Raw genomic sequence first — 12,624 nt, forward strand, 5'->3', positions numbered from 1 at the left:
TGTTGTGTTTTTGAAGTTGTAAATTTACTTTTTTTAAGCGTATTTAACTTAAATAATCTTCAAGAAAATTTAGAGTTATCCACTTATTTTTAAACAAAAAAGCGACCAATTAGGTCGCTTTTAATTACTGTCTTACTAATTTTTTGGTTATTGTACCAGTGTCGGATTTTAGTCTTAAAAGGTATATCCCTTTTTTTAGTCCAGAGATATTAATTTTCTTCTGGTTGGAGGTTAAATTCTGTTGTTTCACTTTTTTACCTAAGACATCGTAGATTTCTAACACTATATCTTTGGTGGATATAATTGAAACTTCGTTACCACTAACCGGGTTAGGATAAATCTTTACTTTTGGCTGACGAAAATTGCTGACAGATAAAATATTGCCCCATCGATCTTCCGCATCTGGTCCGCCCCAAATTGCAGTTGCTAAAGCTGGATTATCTATAAAAGGATTTCTATTTAAATAAACACCTTCTAAAAAATTATTTCTATTGTCTTCTATATCAGAAACAGGGTCATCGACATTCCATTGTAACAAAATTTGAAGCATATCTGTAGTACCTTGTTTTGCGCCAGAAGCATTAAGTTCTGGTAAACATCTTTCGCCGTAGCGCGTATACATATACATCATTATACGTGCTACATCACCTTTCCACTCATCGCCTGGATACCAATCTCCACTTGGAAGCACCCTACTATTTCCTGTAGCATCGGCAAATTTTCTATTACTTCTAGTGCTATTTCTATCTCTGTCTGCTGGACGTAAATTATGCGGGTCTGCAACAATTCCTGTAAAGCTATTATCTGTTGGTCCCATACCTGGGTTAGCATTTGATCGCGCAAAAACATGCTCTCTATTGTAATCGCATGATAAGCCTCCGAAATCATTTTTGTTTCTAATTCTTCTGTCTGACGTCAAAGGGCTGGTTGTGCAGCTTATATCATTAACATATCCATAAAGCAGTAAAACATTATTGTTAGTAGTATCATCAGGGTCTAATTCCATAAATTTAAAATCATCTCTTACATCGCCGTAAGTATAAGTCGTGCTCGCGTTGTCTATTAATTGCGCTAGAGAATTCTTTAAGTTATCACCGGTAAGTCCTGTAAAATCTATACTATCGTAATAAGGCTGTTGTGCCGTTATTAAACAGCTAAAGAATAATAGAAGCAAGTAGAATTTTTTCATTGCATTTTCTTTTCAAAAAGTAAAGATACAAATCATCGCAAAAAAAAGAGCGACTATTTTTAGCCGCTCTTTTTAAATTTTATTGTTTTATTAGCTTTTTGGTTATACTACTATTACCGTCAGATATTTTAAGAAGATAAATGCCTTTTCGTAGATTATTTATAGGGATTTGTTTTATGCTTGAATGTAGATAAGCCACTTTTACGCGTTTTCCCAAGACATCATAGATTTCTACAGTAATATCCTTATTATAGGCAATAGTTATATAATTTCCTTTTGTAGGGTTGGGGAAAAGTTTTAAATCTTCGATAGAGTTTATATTACTGTTTGATAAAGTTTCTGAGTAACATGTCCAAGACAAATCATCAATTCTTACGCGGTTGGAAGTAGATTGATTATCTAACACTAAGGTAATATCTCCAGAAATATTAATATTGGGGATTGTAGTAGTAGTTGGCATACTATTATCACCACTGTAAGGTATTGAACCTACAGAGCTTCCATTCACTAAAACATCAAAAGTACCAGCAGAACCACCAAATGTAAGTTGTGTGGTAACGGTTAAGTTACCAATTCCGCCTACAATAGTCGGAGAAGATAAGTTTCCGTTTCTGATACAAATAGATCTACCATTTAAAGTTTGGTCTGTACGTGCATCAGTAGCTGTCCATCCATTTGTAATACCATCAACACCTGTCCATATTCTTGTTGAATATGATCCTGAGTTTGCCGGAATGCCTTCAAAATCTTCGGAGACACAATCACTACCTACTGGCGGTCCAGCAGTAGTTGTGCTACTTGCGGAGGCACTTTGTGCAGAAGAGTTTCCAGCAGCATCTTTTGCTAAAACCGCAAATGTATAAGATGTTTCTGGACTTAAACCAGTGACGGTAAACGAAGGTGTTGTTGAATTTGTTGTTATATAAAAACTTCCGTCAACATATATATCGTATGTTACAACAGCAACATTATCTGTACTCGCTGTCCAAGATAAATCAACAGTAGAAGAGGTCGGATTAGAAGCTACTAAATTTGTTGGTGTAGTTGGAGCTTGCGTATCTGAGCTAGGATTCCAAATTAAGTTTGCATATTCTGGATGATCCACAAAAGGGTTGGCGTTCCCTTGAAAATTATAAGCAGCATTGTTTCTATCGCGCTCACGTTGGTCGACTGGGTCGACATTGTAATGCCAATCTAATAACATATCTATTGCCCAACCAAAAAATACTTGATTGTTTGTACCATTAAACATGTCAAAACTTGTGTATCCGTCCACAGTATTTTCGTAACGTGTTGCAAAGTATAACAGGGCACGGGCAATATCTCCCTTAAATTCATCTATTGGTTCAAACATCGTACCGCTATATCCAGTTATAGCACTACTTCCGCGCTTAGAACCATTTAAGGAGGTGAAGTTAGGCGTGGCTACTTCTCCAAAAGGTAACGACCCTCTAAAATTATTTACACGACCATCGGTTGGGATAACGTGATGGATATCACTCTGCATAGGATAGGCACTATTAAATGAAGATTGTGGAACTAAATGTTCTCTATTATAACAATCGCCCTCTGCACTTTGATTACCGCATTGCATATTACCGTGTGTGTAATTGTAAGGGTCAGCACCAGATGGATTTTCTGAATAAAAATCTAAAACAGTTCCATCATTTTCGTAGATGTTACCAGAAGACACATTAACGTCACTATGCGTATTGACATATGCCGTATACAACTCGTCATAACTGTCTGGATTACTTGTAGACCAAAAATGACCGTTGGTAGTGATATTCCGTAATTCGGTTTTTAAAGCAAAACCACTTAAACCATTTGCTGTGTCGTAATAGTTTGAAGGGATTTGGGAAAACCCCAACGTAGTGATTAATAAAAAAAGTAGGTAGAAGTGCTTCATAGTTAATTGCTTTTTTCTAATAAGGCCATATAAAAGCCATCGAATCCAGATTTGTGGGCTAATATTTTTTTGTCTTTTACAAATTTAAAATCTTTTCCAATATCTGAAGTTAAGAATTTCTCAACTTGTTTTTCATTTTCAGAAGGTAAAACAGAACAGGTAGCATAAACCATTTTACCGCCAGCTTTTACCATTTTTGAATATTGCTGCAAGACATCTTCTTGAGTTTTTTTTATGTTCTCAATAAACTCAGGTTGTAATTTCCATTTGGCATCTGGGTTTCGTCTTAAAACACCAAGACCAGAACATGGCGCATCGATTAACAATCGGTCTGCTTTACCGTGTAATTTTTTAATAGGTTTAGTAGACTCAATGGCCTTTAGCTCTATATTATGAACACCGTTACGACGAGCTCTAACTTTTAGCTTTTTCAGTTTACTTTCGTAAATATCCATAGCTATGATTTGCCCTTTATTTTCCATCAAAGATGCCAGATGCAAGGTTTTTCCACCTGCACCTGCACATACATCTACAACTTTCATGCCCGGTTTTACATCTAAAAAATCTGCAACCAACTGTGATGAGGCGTCTTGTACCTCGAACCAGCCATTTTTAAAGGCTTCAGTTTTAAAAATATTTGCACGTTCTACTAATTTTAAGGCGTAAGGGTAATTAGGGATAAATTCTGTCTCTATATCTTCGGACTGAAGCTTCAGTTGTAAATCCTTTTTTGTGGTTTTAAGGGTATTGACTCTTAAGATAACATCAGCCTGCTCATTTTGTTTGGCAATTTCGGCGGTCCAAAGGTTTTCACCTAGTTCAGAAACGCCAAGAATATCCATCCAATCTGGGATGGATTCTCTGAGTTTTCGAGTTTTAGAAAGCTCATCAAAACGCCCTTTAATTTTTCGTGTCGGAGTTTCTGTAAAATACTTCCAATCAGGGAGTTTTATACCTTTTAGTGTTGCCCAAACAGCGAAAACTCTCCAGAGATTATTGCGGTCAAAAGGTTCTTTCACGTCAGCGATTTCTGCATATAAGCGTTTGTATCTTACGATTTGATACACCGTTTCGGCAACAAAACCACGGTCGCGACTTCCCCAGCGCTTATCACGTTTTAAAAGTTGTTGTACAACCTTATCGGCATATTCTCCTTCATTAAAAATGAGGTGAAGGCCATCAATAACAGCAAAGCATAAATTTCTGTGTAATCGCATGATTCTAGTATTCAGTGTTTTAAATATGTTTTTGCTATTAAAAACCATATTTAAATTAGCGTGCAAAGGTACGATTAAATGTTTATTTGTTATAGTGTTTAGTCGTTTATTCAGTTGGCTTTTTTATTTTTAAAGAAAATACAGTTTATGCGTTTACTAGTTATATGTTTTGTATTGATTTGCTTAAGTTCTTGTACGTCTAAAAAGACTATAAAATCTAGAAGTATTTCTGAAGTTAAAATAGAAACCCTCTTACAAGACTCTACTTTGAATGTTAGGGCTTTGGAGGTCAAATTTAATAAAGTGACTGTTGCAGCGTCAAACGGCCATTTTTATAGATTGTTTTATGATAAGAAAACAATTGGAAGAATAAACTTTGATAATGGTAAGAACGATTTAGATTCCATAGGTAATAATAATTTTAGAGCAATAACAATTACTGACCATCCCAAAACGAACACCTATTTTCCAGTTTTTGGTATTACGATTGGAAGTCCTGCCAAATTATACAAACACGGAACATTGGTATATCAAGAAAATCACCCCAAAGCCTTCTATGATTCTATGGACTTTTGGAATGACCAAGAAGGTATTGCCATGGGTGACCCAACAGACGATTGTATTAGCATTATTATTACACGTGATGGCGGTGAATCTTGGACTAAATTATCCTGTGACGATTTACCAAAAGCTGTTGAAGGCGAAGCTGCTTTCGCAGCCAGTGATACAAATATTGCTATTGTTGGCGACAATACTTGGATTGCTACAGGCGGTATGGCTAGTCGTATTTTATATTCCCCAGATAAAGGCAAAACATGGACGGTTTATGATACACCGATTATCCAAGGGAAACCAACTACAGGCATATATTCTATAGATTTTTATGATGCTAAAAATGGCTTTGCCATTGGTGGTGATTATACCAAACCTAACGACTCCTTAAACAATAAGATTAGAACTGCCGATGGTGGTAAAACTTGGCAAGTTGTTGGAAACGGTAAGTCGCCTGGTTATCGTAGCTGCGTGCAATATGTGCCTAACGGAAATGCAAAAGAATTAGTAGCTGTAGGCATTAAAGGCATCGATTACAGTAATGATGGCGGTGAAAACTGGAAACATCTTAGTGATGAAGGATTTTATACTATTCGGTTTTTGAATGATTCTGTGGCTTATGCAGCGGGTAATGGACGCATAAGTAAACTTACATTTAGATAAAAAGAGGATGTTTAAAAAGTGTAATAAACATGAATTTGTCACTTCCGAAGCCTCGGAAGGGCGTAGTCGAAATAAATTAAAATTCAAATATTAAGTTTTCTCGACTTGGTCCTCCGCTAAAGCTTCAACGACACGCGAACGCTCGAAATGACATTTAAGAGCCTTTTTAAAAAGCCTCTTCTTAATTTTTATTTCGTCTATCTCTAAGACTTTTTAAGCGTTCTAGAAGTTTTTTATTAAAAGCGTCTTCTACTGCTTTAAGTTTAATGATTTTCTTAGCAGGTATTACTTTTTTTAAATCTTCTAAAAGCGTTTGCTTGGCAAGATGCATTTTGTTTTCGCCTTCTATCATTTGCTCTAATAAGGTATTTGCTTCGCTTTCAGACACCTCTTGATTTTTGCGTATTTTACGCATAATAGGTCTAAAATAATCTGATTTTATCTTATTAGACTTATCATCGAAATTATTGTAGATAGGCCAAAATTTTTCCGCTTCATCTGCACTTAACTCTAGCTGTTCTGTTATAAAAGCGACTTTTTGTGCTTTTATACGCTCTTGCATTCTTCCATTCTGTCCTGGTTGTGCAACACTTAATAGTCCTGCAAAAAGTAGTAATAGTGTAATTATTCTTTTCATGATATATTTTTTATTCTATAATGGCTTCGATATCTGCGTTTTCTAGTAGGTATTCTTCGAGATTATCTTGGTTAAAATTAGTTTCTGTAATTGTAAAATTTTCTTCTAAAATGTCAGCGTCTTCAAGAAGTTCGGCTAACTCATATGTGTCTAAATCGCTATTTAAAAAGTAATTCTCTACCATTTCTACAGACAAGTCAGAGGTAGTTGATTTATTAATAAAAATGGCAAATAACAATAGTAGTGACGCTGCAATACCAGAAATATAATACAGCTTTTTGTTTCTAAATAAACTAATAACTGGTGTTTGCTTTTCGGTATTTAGGCGATTAAGAACATTATCTTCAATAGTATCGAAATAAGCTTCAGGCGTTTTAAATCCAGGAGATTCAACTTTACTAAAAGAATTTGCATCCTCTAAGCGTTGCATAAGTTTTTCATCAAAAGACTCAAAATAGCCATTAGGTGCTTTAAAACCGCTAGAATTAATGTTATGTAATTTATCTTTTTTCACGTTGTGCTGAATTTGTTTCAGTATCTATTTCTATGTCTTTGACCTTCATTTTTTTAAAAGGTTTAATCTGAACTTAAAAACGTTTCAATTTTCTTTACAGCGATGTGATACGACGTTTTTAATGCGCCTTCACTTGTATCTAATATGTCTGACATGTCTTTATACTTCATGTCATCAAAATATTTCATGTTAAATACCAATTGTTGTTTTTGTGGTAATGTAGCTATTGCTTTTTGAAGCTTTAACTGAATAGCATCACCTTCGAAATAAACGTCTGCTGCTAGGTTGTTAATGGCGTTGTTCTGCATATCTTCATTAGAAATTTGCAAACGCTTTGCATTTTTATTGATGTGCGTAATCGACTCGTTAGTAGCTATTCTATACATCCACGAGTAGAGTTTGCTATCACCTTTGAACTTATCTATGCTGCGAAACACTTTTATAAATGTATTTTGAAGCACATCATCTGCATCGTCGTGACTTATTACAATTTTACGAATATGCCAATACAGCCGTTCTTTGTAGAGTGTCATTAACTCTCTAAAAGCGGTTTCTTTTGTAGCGTCGTTTTTAAGCCGAGATATTAAGTCTAGTTCGTCCGTCAAAAAACATGTTATTTTCTTCTTAGACTAAGATAACTAGAAAAGGTTTAATTTTTGAAGATGGAAGTTAGAAGATGGAAGATGGAGGATGGAAGTTGGAAATTGCACTAATTTATTCAACTTTACACTTTTTACTAATTACTTGTCACTAACATCACTCAAAACTCTGCATTTCCACCAGCTTTTTATACACGCCGTTTCTCGCTAAAAGTTCGGTATGCGTGCCTTGTTCTGCGATTTCGCCTTTAGACATCACCACGATTTGGTCTGCATTTTGGATGGTAGACAGGCGATGCGCAATAACAATTGATGTTCTATTCTTCATCATGTTCTCTAAGGCAACCTGCACCAAGCGTTCGCTCTCGGTGTCTAAAGCGGATGTAGCCTCGTCTAAAATCATTATTGGTGGATTTTTAAGAACAGCTCTAGCAATACTAAGACGCTGTTTTTGTCCGCCTGACAATTTACCACCAGAATCACCAATATTAGTGTCTATTCCGTTTGGTAAATCTTTAACAAATTCCCAAGCATTGGCAATTTTTAAAGCTTCAATAACCGCATCATCAGAAGCATTTTCATTACCTATTAAAATATTATTTTTAACCGTATCATTAAATAAAATAGAGTCTTGCGTTACTAAGCCCATTAAGCTTCGAAGAGACGCTTTTTTTAGAGTTTTAATATCTTCGCCATCAATTGAGATATTGCCTTCATTTACATCGTAAAATCGCGTCACTAGATTAGCAATCGTACTTTTTCCGCTCCCAGATTGTCCCACCAAGGCAACGCTTTTTCCTTTTGGTACTTTTAAGGTGAAATTTTTTAAGACCAGGTCATCTTCGTATTTAAACGAAATGTTGTTAATGCTTATATCAGATGTAAAGTCGTCCTTGGTTTTTGCGTTAGGACTATCTTCTAGTGGCGACTCGGTATTTAATATTTCCAATACGCGCTCTGCGGCTGCATTCCCTTTTTTTACGCTGTAACTTGCTTTACTTATCGCTTTTGCTGGCGTTAGTATATTATATGCAAGTCCCATGTAGACCAAAAATAAACCTGGGTCTAATGATTTATCTCTTAAAACCATCTGGCCACCATACCATAAAAGTACGGCGATAACAGAAATGCCTAAAAACTCACTTGTAGGTCCAGCTAAATTTTGACGGTTAAGCAAGCTATTTGAAAATTTATAAAAACGGTTGGTCGAGTTTTGAAATTTTCTAGCAAAAATAGATTCGGCATTAAAGCCTTTAATCACTTTTAATCCGCCAAGCGTTTCTTCGACAATAGATAAGAAGTATCCTTGTTCTTTCTGTACTTTATCTGATTTGCGTTTTAAGCTTTTTCCAATAAGTGAAATTAAAAAGCCACTTGTAGGAATAAAGATGAAAACAAACAAAGTAAGACTAGGGCTTATTAAAAACATTGATATTATTGTGAAAATAATCATCAAAGGTTCTCTTACAATTAGCTCTAAAATAGATAAGAACGAGTGTTGAATTTCTAAAACATCTGTCGAAATACGAGACATGGTGTCGCCTTTTCTTTTTTCAGAATAAAACGAAATAGGAAGATTTATGGTTTTATTGTACAACTCGTTACGCATGTCTTTTAAAACACCATTTCTTAGAAACGTAATAAAAAACATCGCTAAGTAGCCGAACAGATTTTTAAGTAAAAAGGTTGAAACGATAAGGATTACCATGAAAATAAGCACATCGTCGCTACCTTCTGCCTTTTTCTGGGTCACAAAATAATTAAGGTATTGCTCACCATAGGTGGTAATATTGCTAAATCCCTTCCAATCAGGCTCAATTTCTAAAGGTTTGGTGTCGCCAAATAGTACCTTTAGCATTGGAAAAAGCGAAATCATAGATAAGGTACCAAATAGCGCATAAAATACATTGCTTATAATGTTTAATACGGCGTAATGCTTGTAGGGCTTGGCGAACCTAAGAATTTGTTTAAAATAATTCATCTAAATCTTCATGTCTTTTACAATGGCATCAATCTTAGATTCCAATAATTGCTCCGTTTTATCAAAGTTGGACACATTGTCAAGAGTGCCATTAACACTAATGTAGAATTTTATTTTTGGTTCTGTGCCACTTGGTCTTAATGCTATTTTACTACCATTTTCAGTATAATAAATTAAAACATTAGATTTCGGTACATCAAGCTGGTATTCTTCATGAGTTTGAAGATTTTTAGCGATAGACAAATGATAGTCTTCAATAAGCACTACTTTTTCGCCATTAACCTCCATTAAGGGGTTTTCTCTGGCATCAACCATCATCTGTTTTATTTCTTGAGAACCTTCAATTCCTTTTTTAGTTAATGATATGAGTCGTTCTTTATAGAAACCATGTTTAACGTATAGTTGTATAAGTTCTTCGTAAAATGAACTTCCATTAGCTTTTGCTTGAGCTGCAATTTCACAGGCTAAAAGGGTAGAAGTGACAGCATCTTTATCGCGTACAAAATCGCCAACCATAAAACCAAAACTTTCTTCGCCACCTCCAATAAAATTGAGTTCTGGGAAATCTTTAATCATTTTAGCAATCCACTTAAAACCAGTCAAACCAATCTTAAGTTCAGTTTGGTAAGCATCCGCTAAAACAGATAGCATTGGTGTAGATACTATGGTAGAGCCAATAAACTCTTTTCCTGTTAAACGGTCTTCTTTTTGCCATTGTTTTAAAAGAAAATCCGTCATAACAACCATGGTTTGGTTGCCATTAAGAAGTTGTAGATTACCTTTAAAATCTCTAACGGCAATTCCTAGTCTATCGCTGTCTGGGTCTGTACCAATGACGATGTCTCCGTTTACGCTTTCTGCCAGTTCTAAAGCCATTTTTAGAGCTGCAGGTTCTTCGGGGTTAGGAGATTCTACAGTAGGGAAATCGCCATTAGGCTGGGCTTGCTCTTCTACAATATGAACATTTTTATAGCCTGCACGCTTTAAGGTTTCAGGTATGGTAGTGATTGATGTTCCGTGAAGGGAAGTGAATACAATATTTAGATTGTCTTTAGCTTCTTGCGGAGTATCAAAACTTCCATTTTTTACCGATGCATTGATAAAAACGTCATCTACGTCTTTTCCTATGTATTTAATTAAATCTAGATTACTTTCAAACTTAATATCAGAATAATTTAAACTATTGATTTCTGAAATAATCTCTGCGTCTTGTGGTGGTACTAACTGACCGCCATCTTGCCAGTAAACTTTATAACCATTGTACTCTGGCGGATTATGAGATGCCGTTAATACAATACCGCAATGGCAATTAAGGTGTTTTAGGGCAAATGATAATTCAGGTGTAGGTCTTAAATCTTCGAACAGAAAAACTTCGATGTTATTTGCAGAAAACACATCGGCAACAACTTTACCAAAGGCTTTGCTATTATGTCTACAGTCGTATGCTATAGCAACTTTTATCTGTTCACCAGAGAAACTTTGCTTTAAGTAGTTGCTTAATCCTTGCGTATTTTTTCCCAAGGTGTATTTGTTAATTCTATTATTACCAACACCCATAATTCCTCGCATTCCGCCAGTACCAAACTCTAAGTTTTTGTAAAAACTTTCCTTAAGTTCTTTTGGGTTTCCTGCAATCATATGGTTAACCTTTTCTTGCGTCTCGGCATCGAAAGTTGGGGTTAGCCATTCGTTTACTTTTTCTAATATTTCTGGTTCAATATATAGCATAGTGTAGTATTCTGTTTGCAAAAGTACAAATTACGAGGTTTAGGTATTAAGATAGATTGGGAAATTAATCTAGATTTAAATTTTCTTTAATCAGGTAACGCTTGTTGTCTCGCTTAGAACGTAAAATAAGTTCGCCTAAGAAGCCAGCGATAAAAGATTGCGTGCCAATAATCATGGTTGCCAAGGCAATGTAGAATGTAGGTCTTTCTGTGATTAATCGTCCTGTAGGATTTAGAAATAATTTTTCAATTCCCATGTAAAACGCAATAGTAAAACCTATTAAAAACATAATTACACCAAGTGCCCCAAATAAGTGCATTGGACGCTTGCCAAAACGTGATAAAAACCAAATGGTGATTAAATCCAAAAAGCCATTGATAAAACGATTCATTCCAAATTTCGTAGTCCCGTATTTACGCGCTTGATGTTTTACTACCTTTTCACCAATAGAGGTGAAGCCTGCGTTTTTAGCTAAGACAGGGATGTATCTATGCATTTCGCCATTAACATCAATATTTTTTACCACAGCGCTTTTGTATGCCTTAAGCCCACAATTAAAATCATGAAGTTTAACGCCAGATGTGCGTCTTGCCGCCCAATTAAATAGTTTCGATGGCAAATTTTTGGCAATTACAGAGTCGTAACGTTTTTTCTTCCAGCCAGATACCAAATCGTAGTTCTCGTTAGTAATCATTTGGTAGAGCTCAGGTATTTCTTCAGGATTATCCTGTAAATCGGCATCCATTGTAATAACCACATCGCCCTTGGTTTGTGTAAAACCAGCATGTAAGGCCTGTGATTTTCCAAAGTTTTTTAAAAACCGTATGCCTTTAACATTTTGGTTTTGTTCTGAAAGTGAAGAAATAACCTCCCATGAATTATCTGTACTACCGTCGTCTATAAACAGAATTTCGTAAGAAAACGAATTGGATTGCATCACAGATACAATCCAATCGTGTAATTCTGTTAGCGACTCAGCCTCGTTGAGAAGCGGAATGACTATAGATATATTCATGCGTTTTTGATGTCTACTGTTAGACTTCAAATGTAAATAAAATAATTAAGCTGCGTTAGGGTCTTTTCTTCTAACTACAAGAGCAACGATAAGCCCTACGATACTAAAGCCTATAAGCTGAAAAGCTATCGATTTTACAATGTTGCCAATCGAGTACATACTTCCGTTGGCTTGCATTTGTTCTAGAGCAGCATCAATTGACTCTTGCGGTGCCCCAAAACGTTGCATCATATCTAACTGATTTTCAATAATCATATCCTGTAAAACAACTGCTGACTCTGGGTCAATAAAATTGAAAATTATTATGCTTACCAAAGCGCTAAGAAGTATTCCGACAAGTATGGTAATAAAATAAGCAGTAAAAGCTTCCTTAAAACTAATAAAGCCTCCTAAAGCTTTTTTTGCATTCATTGAAGAAATGATACCAAAAACAATGACTATGATTAGCATAGAAATGCCAAACCACCATTTTGTAAATAATTCTAGAGAAACGGCGTAACCTATTATTGTCAACGAGGCTAATATTAAACCTAGATACAGACCATAATTAATTGATGAAGATTTTAAAGATTTTTCCATTTTAGTTAGTTTTATTGATTAATCAGTTAGTAAGTCTATAA

General features: G+C 35.3%; 11 protein-coding genes. 1 reads left to right on the top strand and 10 read right to left on the bottom strand.

Annotation, left to right across the window (positions count from 1 at the left end):
• Nucleotides 1-124: 124 nt before the first annotated feature.
• The 3 genes from DFQ05_RS02045 to DFQ05_RS02055 all read right to left on the bottom strand — a co-directional run bounded on the left by DFQ05_RS02045 (nt 125) and on the right by DFQ05_RS02055 (nt 4,315).
• The gene (locus tag DFQ05_RS02045) at nt 125-1,189 is read right to left on the bottom strand and encodes an endonuclease (protein ID WP_132703074.1); all 1,065 of its coding nucleotides are present in this window, start codon (nt 1,187-1,189) and stop codon (nt 125-127) included.
• A 79-nt stretch (nt 1,190-1,268) separates the two neighbouring features.
• Nucleotides 1,269-3,098 (bottom strand): endonuclease, encoded by a 1,830-nt coding sequence (locus tag DFQ05_RS02050; RefSeq protein ID WP_132703076.1) that lies wholly within the window; start codon nt 3,096-3,098, stop codon nt 1,269-1,271.
• Nucleotides 3,099-3,100: 2 nt separating this feature from the next.
• On the bottom strand, nt 3,101-4,315 hold the full coding sequence (locus tag DFQ05_RS02055) for an RsmB/NOP family class I SAM-dependent RNA methyltransferase (RefSeq protein ID WP_132703078.1): 1,215 nt from the start codon (nt 4,313-4,315) through the stop codon (nt 3,101-3,103).
• A gap of 147 nt (nt 4,316-4,462) precedes the next feature.
• Between DFQ05_RS02055 and DFQ05_RS02060 the strand changes: the two genes are divergently transcribed.
• Complete coding sequence (locus DFQ05_RS02060; protein WP_132703080.1) at nt 4,463-5,530, top strand: oxidoreductase; 1,068 nt, start codon at nt 4,463-4,465, stop codon at nt 5,528-5,530.
• A 181-nt stretch (nt 5,531-5,711) separates the two neighbouring features.
• On the opposite strand, the gene DFQ05_RS02065 is transcribed toward DFQ05_RS02060, so the two are convergent.
• The 7 genes from DFQ05_RS02065 to DFQ05_RS02095 all read right to left on the bottom strand — a co-directional run bounded on the left by DFQ05_RS02065 (nt 5,712) and on the right by DFQ05_RS02095 (nt 12,583).
• Complete coding sequence (locus tag DFQ05_RS02065) at nt 5,712-6,167, bottom strand: sensor of ECF-type sigma factor (RefSeq protein WP_132703082.1); 456 nt, start codon at nt 6,165-6,167, stop codon at nt 5,712-5,714.
• Between the two features lie 10 nt (nt 6,168-6,177).
• Nucleotides 6,178-6,681 carry a hypothetical protein gene (locus DFQ05_RS02070; RefSeq protein WP_132703084.1) on the bottom strand — a complete coding sequence of 168 codons (504 nt, stop codon included), beginning with the start codon at nt 6,679-6,681 and terminating at the stop codon, nt 6,178-6,180.
• Between the two features lie 62 nt (nt 6,682-6,743).
• Nucleotides 6,744-7,286 (bottom strand): RNA polymerase sigma factor, encoded by a 543-nt coding sequence (locus tag DFQ05_RS02075; RefSeq protein WP_132703086.1) that lies wholly within the window; start codon nt 7,284-7,286, stop codon nt 6,744-6,746.
• 151 nt (nt 7,287-7,437) lie between these two features.
• The gene (locus DFQ05_RS02080; protein ID WP_132703088.1) at nt 7,438-9,261 is read right to left on the bottom strand and encodes an ABC transporter ATP-binding protein; all 1,824 of its coding nucleotides are present in this window, start codon (nt 9,259-9,261) and stop codon (nt 7,438-7,440) included.
• Nucleotides 9,262-10,989: a phospho-sugar mutase gene (locus DFQ05_RS02085; protein WP_132703090.1), complete on the bottom strand. Its 1,728-nt coding sequence runs from the start codon at nt 10,987-10,989 to the stop codon at nt 9,262-9,264. It abuts the gene before it with no gap.
• A 64-nt stretch (nt 10,990-11,053) separates the two neighbouring features.
• Nucleotides 11,054-12,004 (bottom strand): glycosyltransferase family 2 protein, encoded by a 951-nt coding sequence (locus DFQ05_RS02090; RefSeq protein WP_132703092.1) that lies wholly within the window; start codon nt 12,002-12,004, stop codon nt 11,054-11,056.
• A gap of 45 nt (nt 12,005-12,049) precedes the next feature.
• On the bottom strand, nt 12,050-12,583 hold the full coding sequence (locus tag DFQ05_RS02095) for a DUF4199 domain-containing protein (RefSeq protein WP_132703094.1): 534 nt from the start codon (nt 12,581-12,583) through the stop codon (nt 12,050-12,052).
• Nucleotides 12,584-12,624: the final 41 nt, after the last annotated feature.

It is taken from the genome of Winogradskyella wandonensis (assembly GCF_004346845.1).
GTDB lineage: Bacteria > Bacteroidota > Bacteroidia > Flavobacteriales > Flavobacteriaceae > Winogradskyella > Winogradskyella wandonensis.